The sequence below is a fragment of the Microbulbifer litoralis genome, assembly GCF_023634065.1.
Classification (GTDB): domain Bacteria; phylum Pseudomonadota; class Gammaproteobacteria; order Pseudomonadales; family Cellvibrionaceae; genus Microbulbifer; species Microbulbifer litoralis.
Window position 1 is genome coordinate 12719 of record NZ_JALKCV010000017.1, and the last position, 19369, is coordinate 32087.

General features: G+C 63.0%; 19 protein-coding genes. 6 read left to right on the forward strand and 13 right to left on the reverse strand.

Going from position 1 to position 19369, the window contains the following annotated elements; all coding sequences use genetic code 11:
* Nucleotides 1–4 precede the first annotated feature (4 nt).
* Both MWN76_RS18980 and MWN76_RS18985 read right to left on the reverse strand, forming a co-directional pair.
* Nucleotides 5–391: a VOC family protein gene (locus MWN76_RS18980; protein ID WP_250464418.1), complete on the reverse strand. Its 387-nt coding sequence runs from the start codon at nt 389–391 to the stop codon at nt 5–7.
* Nucleotides 388–1665 (reverse strand): pectate lyase family protein, encoded by a 1278-nt coding sequence (locus MWN76_RS18985; protein ID WP_250464420.1) that lies wholly within the window; start codon nt 1663–1665, stop codon nt 388–390. The genes MWN76_RS18980 and MWN76_RS18985 overlap by 4 nt, the downstream gene beginning before the upstream one ends.
* A 336-nt stretch (nt 1666–2001) precedes the next feature.
* Here MWN76_RS18985 and MWN76_RS21225 point away from each other — a divergent pair, with 336 nt between their 5' ends.
* Entirely contained in the window at nt 2002–2406 is a 405-nt protein-coding gene (locus MWN76_RS21225; protein WP_250464422.1) for an antitoxin Xre/MbcA/ParS toxin-binding domain-containing protein, read from the forward strand.
* Between the two features lie 18 nt (nt 2407–2424).
* Nucleotides 2425–3168 carry an RES family NAD+ phosphorylase gene (locus MWN76_RS18995; protein WP_250464423.1) on the forward strand — a complete coding sequence of 248 codons (744 nt, stop codon included), beginning with the start codon at nt 2425–2427 and terminating at the stop codon, nt 3166–3168.
* On the opposite strand, the gene nhaA is transcribed toward MWN76_RS18995, so the two are convergent.
* Nucleotides 3169–4617, reverse strand: a complete 1449-nt coding sequence (nhaA, locus tag MWN76_RS19000; protein ID WP_250464425.1) for a Na+/H+ antiporter NhaA — start codon at nt 4615–4617, stop codon at nt 3169–3171.
* Nucleotides 4618–4728: 111 nt separating this feature from the next.
* On the opposite strand from nhaA, the gene MWN76_RS19005 reads away from it, so the two are divergent.
* The gene (locus MWN76_RS19005) at nt 4729–5484 is read left to right on the forward strand and encodes a TlyA family RNA methyltransferase (protein WP_250464427.1); all 756 of its coding nucleotides are present in this window, start codon (nt 4729–4731) and stop codon (nt 5482–5484) included.
* A 78-nt stretch (nt 5485–5562) separates the two neighbouring features.
* Here the strand turns inward: MWN76_RS19005 and MWN76_RS19010 are convergent, their stop codons facing one another.
* The 3 genes from MWN76_RS19010 to MWN76_RS19020 form a co-directional block, all read right to left on the reverse strand.
* Nucleotides 5563–6024 (reverse strand): OsmC family protein, encoded by a 462-nt coding sequence (locus MWN76_RS19010; RefSeq protein ID WP_250464429.1) that lies wholly within the window; start codon nt 6022–6024, stop codon nt 5563–5565.
* 64 nt (nt 6025–6088) lie between these two features.
* A complete protein-coding gene (locus MWN76_RS19015) occupies nt 6089–6319 on the reverse strand; it encodes a DUF1272 domain-containing protein (RefSeq protein ID WP_250464431.1) in 231 nt (76 codons plus the stop codon).
* 100 nt (nt 6320–6419) lie between these two features.
* On the reverse strand, nt 6420–6764 hold the full coding sequence (locus tag MWN76_RS19020) for a 4a-hydroxytetrahydrobiopterin dehydratase (RefSeq protein WP_250464433.1): 345 nt from the start codon (nt 6762–6764) through the stop codon (nt 6420–6422).
* 257 nt (nt 6765–7021) lie between these two features.
* Between MWN76_RS19020 and MWN76_RS19025 the strand changes: the two genes are divergently transcribed.
* A complete protein-coding gene (locus MWN76_RS19025) occupies nt 7022–8845 on the forward strand; it encodes a DUF885 domain-containing protein (protein WP_250464435.1) in 1824 nt (607 codons plus the stop codon).
* A 369-nt stretch (nt 8846–9214) separates the two neighbouring features.
* Here the strand turns inward: MWN76_RS19025 and MWN76_RS19030 are convergent, their stop codons facing one another.
* The gene (locus MWN76_RS19030) at nt 9215–10405 is read right to left on the reverse strand and encodes an acetyl-CoA C-acyltransferase (RefSeq protein WP_250464437.1); all 1191 of its coding nucleotides are present in this window, start codon (nt 10403–10405) and stop codon (nt 9215–9217) included.
* A gap of 174 nt (nt 10406–10579) precedes the next feature.
* Between MWN76_RS19030 and MWN76_RS19035 the strand changes: the two genes are divergently transcribed.
* Both MWN76_RS19035 and MWN76_RS19040 read left to right on the forward strand, forming a co-directional pair.
* On the forward strand, nt 10580–11176 hold the full coding sequence (locus MWN76_RS19035) for a LemA family protein (protein ID WP_250464439.1): 597 nt from the start codon (nt 10580–10582) through the stop codon (nt 11174–11176).
* Between the two features lie 23 nt (nt 11177–11199).
* Nucleotides 11200–13164, forward strand: a complete 1965-nt coding sequence (locus MWN76_RS19040; RefSeq protein ID WP_250464441.1) for a M48 family metallopeptidase — start codon at nt 11200–11202, stop codon at nt 13162–13164.
* Nucleotides 13165–13169: 5 nt separating this feature from the next.
* On the opposite strand, the gene MWN76_RS19045 is transcribed toward MWN76_RS19040, so the two are convergent.
* From MWN76_RS19045 to petA, 6 genes are all read right to left on the reverse strand, one after another.
* The gene (locus MWN76_RS19045; protein ID WP_250464443.1) at nt 13170–13784 is read right to left on the reverse strand and encodes a Yip1 family protein; all 615 of its coding nucleotides are present in this window, start codon (nt 13782–13784) and stop codon (nt 13170–13172) included.
* Between the two features lie 129 nt (nt 13785–13913).
* Nucleotides 13914–15116 carry a GGDEF domain-containing protein gene (locus MWN76_RS19050; protein ID WP_250464445.1) on the reverse strand — a complete coding sequence of 401 codons (1203 nt, stop codon included), beginning with the start codon at nt 15114–15116 and terminating at the stop codon, nt 13914–13916.
* An 83-nt stretch (nt 15117–15199) separates the two neighbouring features.
* Nucleotides 15200–15595: a ClpXP protease specificity-enhancing factor gene (locus MWN76_RS19055; RefSeq protein WP_250464585.1), complete on the reverse strand. Its 396-nt coding sequence runs from the start codon at nt 15593–15595 to the stop codon at nt 15200–15202.
* 103 nt (nt 15596–15698) lie between these two features.
* Nucleotides 15699–16325 (reverse strand): glutathione S-transferase N-terminal domain-containing protein, encoded by a 627-nt coding sequence (locus MWN76_RS19060; RefSeq protein ID WP_250464447.1) that lies wholly within the window; start codon nt 16323–16325, stop codon nt 15699–15701.
* Between the two features lie 184 nt (nt 16326–16509).
* Entirely contained in the window at nt 16510–18711 is a 2202-nt protein-coding gene (locus tag MWN76_RS19065) for a ubiquinol-cytochrome c reductase (protein WP_250464448.1), read from the reverse strand.
* Complete coding sequence (gene petA / locus MWN76_RS19070; RefSeq protein ID WP_250464450.1) at nt 18708–19307, reverse strand: ubiquinol-cytochrome c reductase iron-sulfur subunit; 600 nt, start codon at nt 19305–19307, stop codon at nt 18708–18710. Before petA ends, MWN76_RS19065 begins: the two co-directional genes overlap by 4 nt.
* Nucleotides 19308–19369 lie beyond the last annotated feature (62 nt).

A 19369-nucleotide genomic window follows, 5' to 3' on the forward strand; every position in this document is an offset into this window, starting at 1 on the left:
CGAACTACACCAGCATCGGCTGGCCGCGCTTGCACAATTGGATTGCCAAACCCCAGGGATCGCGCATCATCACCAGGTGCGAGCCATCATCGAGACACACCTCGTCGACAAACGTGGCCCCGGCTTTTTCCAGTTCCGCGCGGCGCGTTTCCGGCTCCGGGCAGACGAATGCCAGGTGCAGCAGCAGCGGGTTCATATCGCCATAGGAGGGCACCTGATCACTGGGATTGTTGTAGATCTCGATCATCACCTGGCCGCTGGAATCGGCGAGAAAATGGGTGTACGGCGGCCGGTCCAGGCTGCGCGCCACACGCATATCACAGTGTTTCGTGTACCAGCCGGCAACGGCCACCGGGTCGGCCACATTGAAGGCAAAATGTTCGATTTTCATGGCGATGCTCCTCGCTCAACTTCCCCGGCCAGCCGCTGCAGCCAGGCCTCTGTGTCATCCGGGATTTCCAGCGGCCGGTGCACCGGTTCCGCGCGCGGATAACCGCCCACCTGTTCCTGGCTGTCGATAATGCGCCCGCGGCGCGCGCGAAAATCCGCCACGATACGCCGGTCCACCGGATCGCGATCCGCCGGGCGCGCACCGGCGTTGGCGAGCAGGTAGCCGGCCACCGCCTCCGCCGGCAGCGGCTGCAGCCCCGCCGGCCATTGCGGTTTTTCCGCCAGCAGGCGGACAGCGCCCTGGGTCAGGTTCATCGGTTCGCCATCCAGGTTGTAAACCCGGTTGTCGCCGAGAAAGGCGTCGCCCCGGTAGGACACCAGCGCCAGGTCGCTGTAGGTATCGCGACCGTAATAGAGCAGGTTACCGACCACACTGACCCGCGGATTGGCCGGGGCGAAGCGGGCATCGCGCCACTCGTCGTCGATATAGCCGAGTTGCACCGCGGCGGAGCCGGGGTTATAGATCAGGTTGTTGACCACCACGCCGGTGGCGTGGGCCTTGAAATAGGGATTGCGGCGGTCGTTGTGGGCGAAAAGGTTGCCGATCAGCGCTATCTCGGTGCTGAAATCGTGTACCAGCACGCCCTTGGAGTGGCGACCCTTTTTATGGCTGGCGTAGTCCAGCGCCTCGGCGATGATGGAATGACTGATGGTGACGCGGTGCGAAGTCTGCCCGGCACCGAGGGTGCGCGGCCCCGAGGCGGACATATTTTCATCCACCGCCCAACTGGTGGAGCAGTGATCGATGTGCACATTGTAGGCCCCGGCGCCGGAAACAGAGATGGCGTCGGGGGCCCAGCCGCTGCGCGCCGGCTGCCCCGCGTCGCCGGGCCGCACGCGGATATGCTGCACGCGCACATCGTGGGTGCGGATGGAGAGCCCGCCGCGGATCAGGGTGATCCCCGGCGACGGTGCCGTCTGCCCGGCAATCGTCAGGTAAGGTTCGTCGACCGGGATATTGCGGCGTGCCAGGTCGATCACGCCGCCCACTTCGAACACCACGATGCGCGGTCCCACCGCTGCCAGCGCACTGCGCAGCGAGCCCGGGCCGGCGGCGTTGAGATTGGTCACCCGGATCACTTCGCCGCCGCGCCCGCCCGCGGTATCCAGGCCAAAGCCCTGCAGGCCGCGCAGGTCCAGGTTCGGTTGTGCAACCAGGGAACAGGCCGCGCCCCACAGGGCTGCCGACAGGTAAAAACGGCGGAGCCAGGTCATCGCATCACTCCCCAGGCAATCTTATTGTTTCGGCAGCAATAATCAGTGTTACTGACCCTGCCCTTATTGGCCTTACCAAATCTATCAACACCAGACTTTAACATACCAATTTTATTTTTGAACAGCGATTTGGACAGGCCAAAACCTGTTTCTACTCTACCGGCTCACTGCGAGGTGCAAAACGAACTTTGGCGGCACAGCCGCCGATCGCGACCCCACACGAATCCGGCTTCCATTTCCGCAACCCATTGCAACATGGGAATTATTTGATTAAATTGCCCATATCGGTAATTATTCAAGGACCAAATCGGGCATTGACTACCGGAAAGTACTGAAGTGGTCACCGATAGAGTTCGCAAGCAGCAACAGGAGCTGAATGTGCACAAGATACAGGTCGCCCCGGACCAGGCCCTGGCCGAAGGCTTTTTCGGCGCCGCCGCCGCCCTCGGCCTGGGCAACAGTGAACTGATGGCCATACTCGGCCTGAGCCGCTCCTCCCTCGGACGCCTGAAACAATCGGGCACCATCGACCCCCGCTCCAAGACCGGCGAGATCGCCATGCTGGTCATCCGCATCTACCGCTCCCTGGTGCCGCTGAACGGCGGCGATGCCGACAACATTCGCCACTTCATGCAGACCTACAACCGCCACCTTGGCGGGCGTCCGGTGGAGTTGATCCAGCGCATCGACGGTCTGGCCCTGACCTGTAACTACCTCGACGCCCTGCGGGGCGCGGCCTGATACGGCCGCTGTACAGGGATGAGTATCTGGAGAGAAACCGGCGGCACCAACTACGTGCAGCCGCTGGACGGACAGTGCTGGCGCGTGGTGGAAAGCCAGCGCCAGGTGGCGACAGTGGCCATCACCAGCAGCCTGGAGAGCCAGGCGGTACTGGAGGAATTGCTGGAAGCGCACAGCAAGCCACCGCTGCCGCCGGCGGCCGCAGACCTGCACTACCTGCTCGGTTCGCCATTCCGCTACCCGCCGCTGCTGTGGGGATCGCGCTTCGGGCGGCGCTTTGAGCCCGGTATTTTCTACGGTGCGGTGAAGCTGGACACGGCGCTGTCGGAGTGCGCCTTTTACCGCTTCGTCTATCTGTCGGGCATGGAGACGCCGCCGCCCAATCGCATCAATTCACAGCACACCGCTTTCACGCTGCGCTACCGCTGCGAGCGGGCGGTGCTGCTGCAGCGGCCACCGTTCGACGCCTACCCGTCGCTCAGTTCTCCCAGCAGTTATCGCGACAGCCAGGCACTGGGAACCGAAATGCGCGAGAACCGGGTGCAATTGGCCCAGTTCCGCTCGGCACGGGACGGCAACGGGGGTATCAATGTGGCGGTATTCGACCCTGCGGCACTGGCATCGCGGCGGCCGGGCCGCGAGACAGGCTTCTACTCGCAGGCGACACCGGAGCAGGTGGAGTTCAAGGTCGGTAGCCGCCTGTATCGCTTCGAGCGCAGCGAGTTCGAGGTGGACGGCCACCTGCCGCTGCCCCCGGGGTAATTATCTGGACGACTCACCAGATTCCCCGGCCTCGCTGCCGGAGAAAGCCTCTTCGCCCGTCGACACCACCTCATCCTCGGACAGCGGCGCCCGGCTCAATACGATAAAGCCGACTCCCCCGGCGATCACCGAGGCCAGCAGCACACCGGCCTTGGCCTGCACGAGCAGTTCCGGCCGACCGGCAAATGCCAGTTCGGAGATGAAGATCGACATGGTAAAGCCGATCCCACCGAGCAGTGCCACGCCGATGATATGGTGAAAGCTGGCGGCCTTGGGTAAACGCCCCAGGCCCAGCTTCCAGCCGATCCAGGTGGCGCCGACAATCCCCACCAGCTTGCCGAATACCAGGCCGCTGATGACCCCCATGGTGACCGGGTTGAGCACCGCATCACCACTGGTAAAGCTGTCGATCGGGATACCGGCATTGGCCAGCGCAAAGATGGGCACCACCAGGAATGCCACCGGCGTGTGCAGGCGGGTTTCCATGCGCTGCAGCGGCGACTGCGCCAGGTTCACACCGTTGTCCAGCGCCATCACCCGCGCGCGCAGGGCGTCGTTGGCGATGATCTTGTCACCGGGCCGGAAACAGCGATCGAAGCTGCGGATGATATCCTTGACGAAGGTACTGAACGCCACCGGGTCATACTTGGGCCGCGCCGGCATCGCCATGGCGGTGATCACCCCGGCCAGCGTGGCGTGTACGCCGGTGATATAGAGTTCATACCAGAGCAGTATCCCGACAAAGATAAACACCGGGGAGCGGCGCACACCGGCGGCCTTCAGCAACCACATGATGACCACCAGGGCCCCGGAGGCCATCAGTGCGGTCATGTTCACTTTCTCTGTGTACCAGATGGCGATCACCAGGATGGCGCCGAGGTCGTCCACAATCGCCAGCGCCACCAGGAAGGTCACCACGGCCCGCGGCACCCGGTTGCCCAACAGCGCGATACAGCCGACCGCAAAGGCGATATCCGTGGCCATCGGGATCCCCCAACCGCGCTCCGCCTCACCACCGGCATTGAATGCGGCGTAGATCAGCGCCGGCACCACCATACCGCCGATGGCCGCCATCACGGGCAGGATCGCCTGTTTCAGGTCCGACAACTCTCCCACCAGGAATTCCCGCTTCAGCTCCAGGCCGACCAGGAAAAAGAAGATCGTCATCAGGCCGTCGTTGATCCAGTGATGCAGGCTGAGCGAGAACTCCCAGTCACCGGCGCTCAGCGAGACAGGCAGGTGCAACAGGTGCTTGTAGCCCTCCTGCAGTGGCGAGTTGGCGATAATCAGCGCCACCACCGCGCACAGCATCAGCAGGATGCCACTGCTGCTCTGGCGGTGTATAAACTCTTCGAATGGAGTGACCAGGCGGCCGAAAGCGCTCTCGAGCGGCGCCTCAAAGACCTTGCCCTTGCGGATCCTGAATTTGTCCAGAACGCTCTTCGCCATACCGCCTCTAAACCGGGAACCTCTTCCTTCAAGAATAGAGGTTCTACAAAGGGGGACCAGGCGTTAGCATGGCGCCTCGTCCCCCACCCTGCCTACAGTGAACAGCACACCATGACGCGCCTGGATCAACTGCTCGTACAGCGTAATCTCGCCAACTCCCGCACCCACGCGAAAAAACTGGTGGATGCCGGCCGGGTGCAGCTGTCGTCAGGTGGTGACTGGCAGGTCGCCAGGAAGCCCGGCCAGTCGGTGGGCGGGGAAACGGCGCTGCGGGTGGAACCGCTGCCGGAGGATCGCTATGTGTCCCGGGCGGGGCTGAAACTGGCGGCGATTCTCGACCATACGGGCCTGGACCCGCGCGGCTGGCAAGCCCTGGACGTGGGCTGTTCCACCGGCGGTTTCAGCGACTGCCTGCTGCAGCGCGGCGCCGCGCAGGTGGTGGGTGTAGAGGTGGGACGCAACCAGCTGGCGCCCCGACTGCGCGACGACCCGCGCATGCAACTGTTCGAGGGCGTCAACGCCCGTTACCTGCAAAAGGCGCAGCTGTCCCCTTATGGCGACGCCGGTTTCGATGCCGTTGTGATGGATGTGTCCTTTATCTCGCAGACCCTGATACTGCCGCAACTGCCGCCGCTGATGAAAAGCGGCGGGCAGCTGTTGAGCCTGGTCAAGCCCCAGTTCGAGGTGGGCCCCGAACATATCGGCAAGGGCGGGCTGGTGCGCGACGAAAGTCTCTATAACAAGGTTCGAGAGAAAATCACCGGGCTCTGCCTCGAGCTGGGGTTCGAAGTGCGGGACACTATCGACAGCCCGATCCGCGGCGGCGACGGCAATCGCGAATTCCTGCTGTGGGCAGTGCGCGCTTAGGGGCACACATGGTTGCCCCCTCGCTATCCGGGTGTCCCTGATTGCAATTGGGTCAGCTTCCTGGCATCAACCGGCACACTACGGAATTTCCGTCACCACCTCACTCCTGACAGAATTGGCGATAAAACACTGTTCGTGGGACTGGTGGTGCATTTTCTCCAACTGCTTCCTGGAGGGCACTTTTTCCCCGGAAAAACGCACCTGCGGACGCAGGGTAACGCGGGTGATCGACATGCGTCCCCGCTCGTCTTTTTCCATTGCGCCCACCGCATCGTCGCTGTACTCGTCGATCACAAAACCGCGCCTGGCCGCAATCGCCAGGAAAAACAGCATGTGGCAACTGGACAGGGAGGCGACGAAGGCCTCCTCCGGATCGACGTTTTCCGCCACCGAACCCGGCAGCGGCACGATATGCGGCGACGACGAGGCCGGCACCTCGAGGCCACCATCAAACTGCCACAGATGACCGCGGCTGTAGCGGTTGTCACCGAACGGCTGATCGCCCCTTTGCCAAAGCACTCTCGCAAAATACTCGGACATAACCACGCCCTCCTCGCAGCAAACAGAAAAGGATTTTACTACCGGGTGGCGGATAGGGATATCTTCAGCCGAGCAGTTTCTCCAGCTTGGCCTTGAAACGGTGGTCGGGCACCTCGGTGGGGGACCGGGTGCGGGGGGGGCGTGTCACCAGTTCGCCCTGGCAATTGGGGCAGCTGTGCGACAGTTGTTCCGCACACCGCGGACAGTAGGTACATTCAAAGGAGCAGATATAGGCCTGATCGGCCAGCCCCAGCGAGGCGCTGCAGCGCTCGCAAGTCGACTTCATTCGCAACATGGCAGCCCCGTGTCTATCCGGATTCCTGGCGTATTCCACGCCGTTTACGGCGGTCCGGAAACCGGACCGCCACTCGGGTATAGACGGGCTGCCGCCTGGCTTACTCCGCCTCTACCTGTTTGTCAGTGCGTGCGGCCATGATGAAATCGTTCTTGTGCAACCCGCCGGCCTCGTGGCTCCACCAGGTCACAGTCACTTTGCCCCACTCGGTCAACAGTGCCGGGTGGTGGCCGACTTCTTCCGCGATCGCACCCACGCGGTTGGTGAACGCCAGGGCCTGCTTGAAATTGCGAAACTTGAACACGCGCTCAAGCTGCATGATTCCGTCGCGGGTGACCGGCGTCCAGTCGGGAATTTCCCGAAGCAGCTCCGCCAATTCTTCATCGCTGACCAGCGGTGCGTCTGCGCGGCATGCTTCACACGCCTGTTGGGCAAGTTCAGTCATGAAAAGGTCCTCAAATAGTTTTAATTATTTTCTATTTTGTGCGGGACCTCACTCTAACCGCGCCCCCGGAGCGAGACAAGCACACCGGGAAAAAACGCATTTTATGTGGTTTCCGAAGCCGGTTATGGGACAGAGTCCTAAAAACAGACAGCTCGCCGAGCCACCCCGGGGCATCGGTTCCGAAGCGCAGGAAATTGCGAAACCCTAGTACAAATATGGTAATTTCGACGCCTGACTCCCCCGATTAGAGGTATTCCATGAAACCCGCGATTCCCGCCCTCGCCGTGTTGCTGGGCCTGGCCGCCTGCGACCACCAGAACACCCCAAGTCCCCGACCGGCCAATACAGCCACCACTCCGGAATCCGCCGCCGGCACACCGGCCGATGCTTCGGACAGTGTCGCCTTCCAGCAACTGTCAGAGCGCATGGTGGAAGATCTGTGGCAACTGTTTCCCTCCTGGGCGGTACACGAGGGCTACTACGCCGCCGCCGACCGGCTGCAGGTTCCCGACGACGCCTATCGGGAACGCGTGCTGGCGTTCGTCCGCGACTACCGCAGACAGTTCGGGGAGATAGACAGCAGCGGGCTCGACGCCAATGCCAGCAGCGACCTGTCGCTGATCCGGAATTTCCTCGACCGCACCGAGTGGGAAATCACCGAGTTCAGGGGCTATCAATGGAACCCCGCCCAGTACAACGTCTCCAGTACCTTTGCCGTGATCCTGAAGGCCGATTACGCGCCGCTGGACGAACGCCTGCGCACCTTCAGCACACGCATGGCAAAGGTCCCCGACTACTATGCCGCGGCGGAGCAGTCGCTGGGCACGCCGGCGGCTCCGCAACTGGCTCTCGCGATCCAGCAGAACGAAGGCGCGCTGAGCGTATTCGACGAGTCGCTGGAGCAGAAGCTGGCCGGCAGCGGCCTGGACGCCGGGGAAAAAGCGCAATTCAACCGACGCCTTGAAGCCACCCGCTCCGCCATCCGCAATTACATCGCCTTCCTGCAGGACAGGCAGAAGGAACTGGATGAAACCCGGCAATACAGGGATTTCCGCATAGGCGAAAAGCTCTATGAGGAAAAGTTCCACTACGAGATCCAGATCGATATGACGGCGGAGCAGCTCTACCAGCGCGCGCTGCAGGAAAAGGCCAGGCTGCACGAACAGATGGCCGGGCTGGCGGACAAGCTGTGGCCGGAATACTTCCCGAACCGCCAGCCGCCGCAGGACAGGCTGGAGCGGATTGCCGCAGTCCTGGAAAAGCTCTCCCTGCACCACGCCACAAAGGAGACTTTCAAGGCCGAGGTGGAAAAGCAGATCCCGGAACTGGCCGAGTTCGTGACCAGACACGACCTGCTGTCCCTGGACCCCGGCAAGCCGCTGGTGGTGCGCACCACGCCGCCCTACATGCGCGGTTTTTCCGTCGCCTCGATCAATGCCCCGGGCCCCTACGACAAAGGCGCCAATACCTATTACAACGTGATGCCGACCGGTGAGCTCGGTGACGAGCAGGCCGAGAGCTTCCTGCGCGAGTACAACAGCTACCTGATGCAGATCCTGAATATCCACGAGGCGATTCCCGGTCACTATACGCAGCTGGTGTACGCCAATCGCTCGCCGAGCCTGATCAAGAGCATCCTCGGCAACGGCGCCATGATCGAGGGCTGGGCGGTGTACGCCGAACGTATGATGCTGGAGGCCGGCTATGGCGATTTCTCGCCGGAGCTGTGGCTGATGTACTACAAGTGGAACCTGCGCACGGTGACCAACACCATTCTCGACTACGAGATCCAGGTGAAGGGTATCGACGAAGACCGGGCCATGGAGCTGATGGTCAAGGACGCCTTCCAGCAGAAGGCCGAGGCTGCGGGCAAGTGGCGGCGCGCCACCCTGAGCCAGGTGCAATTGACCAGCTACTTTGCCGGCTATGCGGATATCCTGGCGCTGCGTGAGGAAATGAAAGAGCAGCTCGGCGAGAACTTCGACCTGAAGGCCTTCCACGAGCAGTTCCTCAGTTACGGCAGTGCGCCGGTGCCGGTGATTCGGGGATTGATGCTGGAGAAACTGGACGTAAAAAGCTGATTAGATAAAAGGGAGACGGCGTAAAAACGCTTCACCCTTGTGCTGTGTCTCCACCCTCTCGTTAGACAGTGCGGTGGCGGCCCTGGTACCGGGAGCTATTTGCGGGACACGCCGTGAATACATCCCTGTAGGCTTGTCGGCGAGGTCCCTCTCGCCGACAGTCCCGCAAATAGCTCCCGGCACCAGGGCCTTCGCATCGGCATTGGAATTTTTATCGGGCCGGGGGATAAGAATCAACAAGCCGATGCGAAGGCGCTGAGTTCGCTTACCAGCACTAAGCCAAACTACCCTGCCCATTTAAAAAACGACGAATACGAGAAGTCGACATTACGGGCGCCACTGTGCGGGGAACAAAGCCCCCGCGAAAAATCAAACCCGCTCAATAGCCACCGCAGTCGCCTCACCGCCGCCGATACACAGGCTGGCAACCCCCTTCTTCAGGTCGCGTTTCTCCAGCGCCGCCAGCAGCGTCACCAGGATACGCGCCCCGCTGGCCCCCAGCGGGTGGCCGAGGGCGCAGGCGCCGCCGTTGACGTTGACCTTGTCGTGGGGCAGGCCCAGCTCGCGCATCGCGGACATGGTGACCACGGCGAAGGCCTCGTTGATTTCGTACAGATCCACCTCGTCCGCGGACCAGCCGGTTTTCTCCAGCAGCGCCTGCATCGCACCCACCGGCGCGGTGGTGAACCACTCCGGTTCTTGGGCGAACTGGGTCTGGCCGCGCAGCACCGCCAGCGGCTTCAGGCCGCGGGCCTTCGCCTCGCTCTCGCGCATCAGCACAAGCGCGGCCGCGCCGTCGGAAATGGAACTGGCGTTGGCGGCCGTCACGGTACCGTCCTTGCGGAAGGCGGGTTTCAGTTGCGGGATCTTGTCCGGGCGCGCGCTGCCCGGGCCCTCGTCGACACTGACAACCGTATCGCCGCGGCGGGTGGAAACCGTCACCGGCGCGATCTCGCGCTCGAAAGCACCGCTCTCGATCGCCCCGTTGGCGCGGGCCAGGGATTCGATCGCGAAATTGTCCTGCTCCTCGCGAGTAAAACTGTACTTGTCCGCGGTGCACTCGGCGAAAGTGCCCATCAGCTTACCGTCGTAGGCGTTTTCCAGGCCGTCCAGGAACATATGGTCCAGTACCTCTCCGTGACCCAGGCGCATGCCGCCGCGGGCCTTGGGCAACAGGTAGGGCGCGTTGCTCATGCTCTCCATACCACCGGCGACCACGACTTTGGCATCGCCGGCGAGCAGCGCATCGCGGCCCATCATTACCGTCTTCATGCCGGAACCGCACACCTTGTTGACGGTGCTGGTGGGCGTACCGGCGGGGATACCGGCCCCCAGTGCCGCCTGGCGTGCCGGCGCCTGGCCGAGACCGGCGGGCAGTACACAACCCATCAGTACCTCGCTGACATCGGCCGCGGCCACACCCGCATCCTCCAGCGCCGCGCGGATGGCCGCGGCGCCCAGTTCCGGCGCACTCACCGCGGACAGGGCACCCTGCATGGCGCCCATCGGCGTGCGCGCCAAACCGACTATCACTACCGGATCTGAAGTTACATCGCTCATACTGGCTGCTCCCAAAATCTGTGCCGCCGCGGATTCGGCGCCGGCAGTAATCGTTATTGCCGCGACATTATAACCGAAGCGGTCCCCTCCGCGGCTATCCGCCCTTGGCAGTATGTCCGTCTCGCCATCGTGATAATATCGGTGCCAGCAAACACAATAAGGGCGAAATGCAATATGGAGATTTCAACCGTTGTCTGGCTGGTCGCCATCGCCGCACTGCTGTTCTACACAGTCGGCATCCACAACAAACTGGTTTCCCTGAAAAACCGTTATGAAAACGCCTTTGCGCAGATCGAGGTGCAGCTGAAACGCCGTTACGACCTGATCCCGAATCTGGTCGAGACCGCCCGCGGCTACCTGAAACACGAGCGCGAGACCCTGGAGGCGGTGATCAGTGCCCGCAATAGCGCCCTGGCCGGTCTCAGGCACGCCGCCGACAACCCGGGCAACCCGAACGCCATCGCCGACCTGGGTCACGCCGAGGGGGCACTGGCCGGCGCCCTGGGGCGGCTGAATGTCGTCATGGAGGCCTACCCGGACCTGAAGGCCAACCAGAACATGATGCAGCTGACCGAGGAACTGACCAGCACCGAGAACAAGGTCGCCTTCGCGCGCCAGGCCTTCAACGACTCGGTGATGGCCTACAACATCTACAAGCAGAGTTTTCCGCCGGTGTTCTTCGCCGGCTTCTTCGGCCATCGCGCCGATGCCCGGCTGCTGGAATTCGCCGATTCCGAGGCCATGCAGGCCGCGCCCAGGATCGAGTTCTGATTCGGGAAGCACCGGGGTTTTAAATGAATTTTTTCGAATACCAACACAGGGCGCGCCGCAACAGCGGCCTGCTGACGGGCCTGTTCGCACTGGCCGTGACGCTGCTGATCAGCATCACCACCCTGCTCGCCGCGGCCATGGTGGCCTGGTCCCGCGGCCAGGCCTTTTCGCTGTCCGGTATCGGGCGGATACTGGGCTGGGACGCGGTGGCATCCATCGCGTTGGCTATCGCCGCGGTGATTGCCCTGGGCAGTCTCTACAAGCTGCGCCAGCTGGCCGCCGGCGGGCGCGCGGTGGCGGAATCCCTCGGCGGGCGCAAGATCAATGTATCGCAGCACTCGGCCGCCGAGCGGCGCGCGCTGAATGTGGTGGAGGAAATGGCGATCGCGTCCGGCACCCCGGTACCGGATGTGTACCTGCTCGACGACGATGCCATCAACGCCTTTGCCGCCGGCTACCAACCCGGCGATGCCGTGATCGGCCTGACTCGCGGCTGTATCGAGCAACTGGATCGCGATGAACTGCAGGGGGTGGTGGCGCACGAGTTCAGCCATATCCTCAACGGCGATATGCGCCTGAATATCCGTATTGTCGGCCTCCTGAACGGCATCCTGATCATCGGCCTGCTGGGCTACTGGCTGTTGCGCGGCAGCACTTTCGGCTCCGGGCGCGGCAACCGCGGCCGCGTGGCACTGCTCGGCATCGGCGCCGGCCTGGTGGCAATCGGCTACACCGGCACCTTCTTCGGCAACCTGATCAAATCCGCCGTCAGCCGCCAGCGGGAATACCTGGCCGATGCCTCGGCCGTGCAGTTTACCCGCAACAACGCCGGTATCGCCGGTGCGCTGAAAAAAATCGGCGGCTACAGCGGCGGCTCGCAGCTGAAAGCCGGCCGCGCGGCGGAATTCAGCCATCTGTATTTCGCCAGCGGCCTGAAAAAGTCGTTTGCCAACCTGTTTTCCACCCACCCGCCACTGGCGGACCGCATCGGGCGGCTGGATCCCCACTGGAACGGCCATTTTTCCCGCACCGGCGAGGGCGCGGGCCTGTCCGTGAGCACGGCGCAGGATGCCCAGGTGATGGGAGTGGCGCCGGGGTCCCCGGGAGCGGCGACCTTCGACACGATCGCCAGCGCCATCGACAACCGTATCGGCAACCCGGACGAACAGCAGGTGCACTACGGCCGCCAGCTGCTCGCGAGCGTACCCGCCGCGCTGAAACAGGCCGCACACGATCCGTTTGCCGCGCGCGCCCTGATCTACCACCTGCTGCTCTGCGAAGATCCACAGCAGCGGGAACAGCAGTGGCAACTGCTACAGGGAATGACCCACCCCGCGGTTTTCCGCGAGATGCAGAAACTGGAACCGGCGCTGGCGACGCTGCCGCCCAATGCGCGCCTGCCGCTGCTCGATCTCTGCGTACCGGCACTGAAATCGCTGGTTCCGCAACAGTACCAGGTGTTCAAGCGCAACCTGATCAGGCTGCTGCGCAGCGACAACCGCGTGGAGCTTTGGGAATGGGCGCTGTACCGGGTACTGATGCACGCCCTCGAGGGCACCCCGGACCGGCAGCGCCTGTCGGGGAAAAGCAATGCGCAGCGGGACGCCAACGCCTTCCTGCTCGCCGCCATCGCCCACACCGGGCAGGCTCACTACCTCGACGCCAAACGCGCTTACGAGACAGGCCTGAACAGCCTGCGGCAGGCAATCACGCCGTTGCCGGCGGCCGCCGATATCACCCTGCAGCGACTCGACAAGGCCCTGGCCATCGCGGCTGCGGCGACACCACTGCGCAAACCGGCGCTGCTGAAAGCCATGGCGGCCACCGCAGCACACGACGGCATCATCGAAGCGCGGGAGGTGGAATTGCTGCGGGCGGTCGCCGACAGCCTGGACTGCCCGATACCTCCGATTCCGGGCAATACGCCATTACCGGCGGACCGGAACGCGCGCCGGCGGCAGGGCGATGCCGCCAACGTCGACCACTGAACGGATCAATGCTGGTAGACGGGTCCTATGCCCATGGTCCACAGGATCACTGAGCCGACCATCACGGTCACCATCATGACCAGCGCTACGGTGATGACCGCCCCGGCGTAGAGAAAGGCGCGCTCCTTGCCCATATTCATCAGGATCGGAATTCCCTCGTAGATCAGGTAGACGGAGTAAATCCCCGCCAGGCCGATCACTGCGACCGCGAGCCACACATGGGGGTAGAGGAGAATGAGACTGGCGATAAAAATCGGCGTGGTGACGAATACCGCGAGGGCCGTGCCCTCATAGTGGCGCGTTGCCTCGTCATCCTCGACACCGTAGGAGCGGGCCATCCAGTTGATGAATTCGCCCAGCAGATAGACCCCGAGCAGGATCGCGAAGTACATGACCACGGCCAGTACCGCGGCGCTGTTGGGGGTCAGCCGGCTCAGGTGCCCGCCCAGCTCGAACCCCACCCGGGTGACACCGATATAAGCGGCCACACTGGGGATCAGAGCCAGGATCGGCACGTGGCTGAGATACACCTGGAGGAAGGAGTGCCGGTCGGCGCGGATCGCTTCCCACTCCTTGTCGGGGTTGGTGAAGATACCGATGGTATGGCTGAGCAGGCGCACACTGTCTCTCCCTTTGCTGGCCCTGCTAGCAGTATCGGGGCCCGGGAACAGATTCACCAATGGAAAACAGGAATAAGACGCCATTTTGTCGCGCGCCTGTTCCCTGCCCCCAAGCAAGTTGTCCGGCGATCACGATTTGGCGGTACAGACCCGGTTGCGGCCACCGCGCTTGGCCCGATACAGCGCCTTGTCGGCAGCCTGCAGCACCTCGGTGGGCGACTTCATCCCGGCACTGCTGGAGGCGATGCCGACACTCACCGTCGTCCTGATCACCTTGCCGCCGCCCTGCCCCCGGCGACCGCGGGCCTTGGCGTCGCTCTTGCGCGAGCGACCGGCCGAACGCAGCCGCAGCGGGTAGTCGGCGATCTTCTCGCGCATACGCTCCAGCGACTGCTGCGCCCGCTCGCGATCGCGGCCGGGCACCACCACCACGAACTCCTCGCCACCGTAGCGGAACGCGTGCCCACCGCCGTGGCGCGCGATCTGCGCCGCGACCATCCGCAGCGCCTGGTCACCCACCTGGTGGCCGTGGCGGTCGTTGAGCTTCTTGAAATGGTCGATATCCACCACGGCAATACTGAAGTGGCGCCCGAGCGTAAGCAGGTAGCGGCTGTAGGCCCGCCTCGACGGGATACCGGTCAGGTCGTCGCGAAACGCCAGCTCGTACACAGTGCGCACCGCCAGTATCAGCAACAGGCCGCCGATCACCAGCGCAAACAGGGGCAGCGACGCCGGCATCCCACCGAACACGGAACCCAGCACGAGCAGCAGGATACAGGTGAGCAGCGCGGCACCGGTCTGGTCGGCACGGCGTATCCAGGCCGCCAGGACAACCGGCACGGCGCCGGCCAGAAGCAGGTCCGCCGCGGTGTATCCATCCAGCAGGGATGCCGGCAGGCCGCTGCCCGGCAGTGGCAGTCCGCCCGTCAGCCAGCGGGCACAGCACTGGCGCAGGAAGAAGAAGGCGGCCACTTGCGCAGCGACTAGCGCCCCGAGCAGGAGACCGAAGCCGTTCAGCGGGCTGCGGTCGCGCGTCCAGGCCAGTACCGCCAGGTTGAATGCGAGCAGGGCCAGCAGCAGCTCGGCTTCCGCCGCATCGATGAACGAGGTATCGAGCGCCAGGTAGCAGCCCAGCACGAGCAGCGCGGCAACCCCCACACGGCTGGCCTTGAAGAACACGCCCAGGGCCGCCGCACTACCAAGCAGGGCCAACGGCAGCGCCGGCAGCGGCAGTGTATCGAGATCGAGCCATTGGAAATGCTGCGCAACCAGTGCCGCCAGCGGCAGAACCGGCAGCCAGCCGTGGCGCAGCCACTGCGTGATAGAAAGCATGTTGGTGTTATTTTTCTGAATCGGGCCCGCCCGGACACGGCGGGGCTCCGGACACCGGCGGCGGAGCCACCGGTGTCCGGCAATTATTTGACGACCCGCAGAGAGGGCTTCCTGGAGGACTTCCTGCCCAGGCTGGTGGGCGGCGTGGGCTCGGGTGGCTCGGGCGTCTCCTCCGCCTCGAACACCATACCCTGGCCATTCTCGCGCGCGTAGATGCCCACCACGGCCCCCACCGGTACCTGGATATCCGTGGGCACCCCGCCGAAGCGGGCGTTGAAGCGGATGGCGTAGTTGTCCATCGTCAGGCCCGCGACCGCGGTTTCGGACACGTTGAGCACTATCTGGCCGTCCTCGTTGACGTGCTGTTGCGGCACCAGCACACCGGCCAGGTGGGTGTCCACGAGAATATAGGGAGTGCACCGGTTGTCGGTTATCCACTCGTAAAACGCCCGCAGGATATACGGGCGGTTGGATGTCATGTCCGGTTTACTCAAGTCACTCTCCATTAAAGTTGCCTGCGAGGGGATCTGTGCCCGCCGTCCGCGGCAGGGCGCCAATCCGCGCCCTGGGGCGGTCCGCCTGTCAGCGCATTTCCCGTTCGTACTCGGTCAGGCTCTGCTGGAAGGCGTCGCGCGTGAACAGGCGATCCATATAATCCAGCAGCGGCTTGGCCTGCTTGGTCTTCGGCAGACTGATCTCGAAGTGCTCCAGGCGCCACAGCAGCGGGGCCATGCAGCAATCCACCAGGGAAAACTCCTCGTTGAAGAAGAACGGCAGGTCCGTAAACAGCGGGGCAATGCCGACGAAGCTGTCGCGCAGGTCCTTGCGAGCCGCGGCGACATCTTTGCCCCCCGCTTCGATTTTCTCCACCAGCGGGCACCAGTCCCGCTCGATGCGGTGCATTATCTGGCGGCTCTGAGCCCGCGCCACCGGATAGACCGGCAACAACGGCGGATGCGGGAAGCGCTCGTCCAGATATTCCATCATAACCTTGGTTTCGAACAGCACCAGGTCCCGATCCACCAGCGTCGGCAGGGAGTTGTACGGGTTGAGGTCAGCCAGCTCCGCGGGCTTGTCGTCCGGATCCACATCGATAATATCGACGGAAACCCCCTTTTCCGCGAGCACGATGCGCACGCGGTGGCTGTAATGATTGCGACCATCGGAAAAGAAGGTCATGGAGGAGCGCTTGTTGGTCGGCACACCCATCTTCTAACTACCTCGAACTAATCGGCCGGCAACAATGCCGGCCTGTGTCAATAAACGCACAAAAGCGCCAGTGGCGCTTTTGGCCAGCCTTCTGCTGACCCGGGGGTGAAGCACTGGTCTGTACTTCAAAAAGGGCGGCGGAAACAGCTCCACCACCCGGAGATCCAGGAAACGCTCGCGCCGATTAATGGCCCACGTCTTTCCAGTATTCGCGGTTCAGCAACCAGGCGAAGATGAAGAACACCAGGATAAACGCCAGCACGTAGAAACCGACGCGCTTGCGGTCCTCTGCCATCGGCTCGGCGATGTACTCCATGAAGTTGACCAGATCGTACATGGCCTTGTCGAACTCTTCCGGCGACATGGAGCCCTTGACGTTCTTCACTTCCAGGCTGCCGCAGTCGGCATCCATGATCGGGTTGCCCAGTTCATCGCGCACAACATGGCCGTGCTCGCGTTTGGGGCCGGGGGCGCACTCGGGCAGCCCCTGCAGTTCCATCAACACGTGCGGCATGGCCACGCTGGGGAACACCTTGTTGTTCACACCGGTCGGGCGGCTGTCATCCTTGTAGAAACTGCGCAGGTAAGTGTAGAGCCATTCCGGTGAACGGGCCCGGGCCACCAGCGTCAGGTCCGGCGGCGCGGCGCCGAACCAGTCCTGGGAATCGTCCGGGCGCATGGCGATTTTCATCAGGTTGCCGATCTTGTCGCCGCCCAGTACCAGGTTCTGCATCATCAGTTCGTTGGGAATCTCCAGATCGCGCGCCACCCGCTCCCAGCGGGAAAAGTTGGCGCTGTGGCAACCCATGCAGTAGTTGACGAAGTACTTGGCACCGCGCTGCAGGGACGGCTTGTCCTGCAGGTCGATGTTGATGTGGTCCAGCGGTACCCCGCTCTCGGCACCGACCGCCTTGATCGGCAGGAAGGCCAGCAGGCCGACGATAACGATACCACCGAACAGCACACCGAAGGTCTTGCCACCGGACGGGCTGGTGACGCGTTCCGGCTCCGGATGGACTTCATCGCGACCGGTCAACCACGGCAGTGCGGCGAAGAAGGCCGCCAGCACCAGCGCCGCGACACCGATATACACACTCGCCTTGAAACCGCCGACTGCCATCCACAGGAACATCAGTGCGAACAGGCCGCTGACAATCCAGGAGGCGACGCCCTTGCGCTCGGTCGGGTTGCTCCAGATGGGCATGGTCACGAAGAAGGCGAAATAGAACAGCGTCGCCACCTGCGCCAGGAAGTTGCGGCCCGGCGTCGGCGCCTGCACACCCAGGTAACCCAGGATGATGAACACCGCGGCGAATACCAGCAGCAGCGCCTTCGGCAGTATGCCCTTGTAGCGGATGGAGCGCACCGGGCTCTTGTCCAGCCACGGCAACACGAACAGGATCGCGATCGCCGCGCCCATGGCCACCAGCCCCAGGAACTTGGCGGTCAGCGGGCCGATATCGATGGTCACTGCGCGCAGGATGGCGTAGAAGGGCGTGAAGTACCAGACCGGCGCGATGTGTTCCGGGGTCTTCAGCGGGTTGGCCTCTTCGAAGTTGGCGTGCTCAAGGAAGAAACCACCCATCTCCGGGAAGAAGAATACCACCACGCAGAAGATGAACAGGAACACGGCCACGCCCACCAGGTCGTGCACGGTGTAGTAGGGATGGAAGGGTACACCGTCTTTCGGGATACCGTTCTCGTCCTTGTTCTTCTTGATCTCGATGCCGTCCGGGTTGTTGGAGCCGACTTCGTGCAGCGCCAGGATATGCAGTACCACCAGCAACACCAGCACCAGCGGCAGCGCGATCACATGCAGCGAGAAGAAACGGGTCAGGGTGATACCGGAGATCAGGTAGTCACCGCGAATCCACTGCACCAGGTCCTCGCCTATGCCGGGTATCGCACCGAACAGGGAGACGATCACCTGGGCACCCCAGTAGGACATCTGGCCCCAGGGCAACACGTACCCCATAAAGGCCTCGGCCATCAGCACCAGGTAGATGCACATGCCGAAGATCCACACCAGCTCGCGCGGCGGCTTGTAGGAGCCGTACATCAGGCCGCGGAACATATGCAGGTAGACCACCACGAAGAAGGCCGAGGCCCCGGTGGAATGCAGGTAGCGGATCAGCCAGCCCCACTCCACATCGCGCATGATGTACTCGACCGAGGCGAAGGCGCCCTCGGCGGAGGGATTGAAGCTCATCACCAGCCAGATGCCGGTGAGCAGCTGGTTGACCAGTACCAGCATCGACAGCACGCCGAAGAAGTACCAGAGGTTGAAGTTCTTGGGCGCGTAGTACTTGCCCATGTGTTTGTCCCAGGCCTGGTATATCGGCAGGCGCTGGTCGACCCAATCACCAAAAGCGGTTAACCAGTTCATGCGCTGCCCTCCTGATCCACGCCAATCACGATTACGTCGTCGCTGTCATAGGAATACGGCGGAATATCCATATTGGTGGGAGCCGGAACGCCTTTGTATACGCGGCCGGCCAGGTCGTACTTGGAACCGTGACAGGGGCAGAAGAAACCGCCCAGCCAGTCGGCACCACCCAGGTCGGCGGCGCCCACTTCCGGGCGATACATGGGCGCGCAGCCCAAATGGGTACAGAGCCCCACCATCACCAGCAACTGCGGCTTGATGGCGCGGTTCTCGGGGTCCACATAAGGCGGCTGGTTGGATTCCTCGGACATGGGATCGCGCAGCTGCGGCTCAACCTTGACCAGGTTTTCCAGGGCCTCTTCACTGCGGCGCACGACATAGACCGGCTTGCCGCGCCACTCCACGGTGACCATCTGGCCCGGCTCCAGCTTGCCGACGTTGTATTTGACCGGCGCACCGGCAGCCTTGGCCCTGGCGCTCGGATTCCAGGATTTCACAAAAGGTACGGCGACACCAACGGCACCGGCACCGCCAACCACCGAGGTAGCGGCGGTCAGGAAACGGCGCCGTCCTACGTTTACACCGTCATCACTCATGACGTTTTTCTCCCATCACAGCGGCTCTTCATTGATACGCGCTGACCCAAACCCAAAAACTG

Coding starts and splice junctions, on each gene's coding strand:
- MWN76_RS19030 (WP_250464437.1), bottom strand. CDS start 10,405: ATGAGCGATGTAACTTCAGATCCGGTAGTGATAGTCGGTTTGGCGCGC.
- MWN76_RS19060 (WP_250464447.1), bottom strand. CDS start 16,325: ATGGGTGTGCCGACCAACAAGCGCTCCTCCATGACCTTCTTTTCCGAT.
- MWN76_RS19010 (WP_250464429.1), bottom strand. CDS start 6,024: ATGTCCGAGTATTTTGCGAGAGTGCTTTGGCAAAGGGGCGATCAGCCG.
- MWN76_RS19015 (WP_250464431.1), bottom strand. CDS start 6,319: ATGTTGCGAATGAAGTCGACTTGCGAGCGCTGCAGCGCCTCGCTGGGG.
- MWN76_RS19020 (WP_250464433.1), bottom strand. CDS start 6,764: ATGACTGAACTTGCCCAACAGGCGTGTGAAGCATGCCGCGCAGACGCA.
- MWN76_RS19065 (WP_250464448.1), bottom strand. CDS start 18,711: ATGAACTGGTTAACCGCTTTTGGTGATTGGGTCGACCAGCGCCTGCCG.
- MWN76_RS19055 (WP_250464585.1), bottom strand. CDS start 15,595: ATGACATCCAACCGCCCGTATATCCTGCGGGCGTTTTACGAGTGGATA.
- petA (WP_250464450.1), bottom strand. CDS start 19,307: ATGAGTGATGACGGTGTAAACGTAGGACGGCGCCGTTTCCTGACCGCC.
- MWN76_RS19040 (WP_250464441.1), top strand. CDS start 11,200: ATGAATTTTTTCGAATACCAACACAGGGCGCGCCGCAACAGCGGCCTG.
- MWN76_RS19005 (WP_250464427.1), top strand. CDS start 4,729: ATGACGCGCCTGGATCAACTGCTCGTACAGCGTAATCTCGCCAACTCC.
- MWN76_RS19050 (WP_250464445.1), bottom strand. CDS start 15,116: ATGCTTTCTATCACGCAGTGGCTGCGCCACGGCTGGCTGCCGGTTCTG.
- nhaA (WP_250464425.1), bottom strand. CDS start 4,617: ATGGCGAAGAGCGTTCTGGACAAATTCAGGATCCGCAAGGGCAAGGTC.
- MWN76_RS18980 (WP_250464418.1), bottom strand. CDS start 391: ATGAAAATCGAACATTTTGCCTTCAATGTGGCCGACCCGGTGGCCGTT.
- MWN76_RS19035 (WP_250464439.1), top strand. CDS start 10,580: ATGGAGATTTCAACCGTTGTCTGGCTGGTCGCCATCGCCGCACTGCTG.
- MWN76_RS18985 (WP_250464420.1), bottom strand. CDS start 1,665: ATGACCTGGCTCCGCCGTTTTTACCTGTCGGCAGCCCTGTGGGGCGCG.
- MWN76_RS18995 (WP_250464423.1), top strand. CDS start 2,425: ATGAGTATCTGGAGAGAAACCGGCGGCACCAACTACGTGCAGCCGCTG.
- MWN76_RS19025 (WP_250464435.1), top strand. CDS start 7,022: ATGAAACCCGCGATTCCCGCCCTCGCCGTGTTGCTGGGCCTGGCCGCC.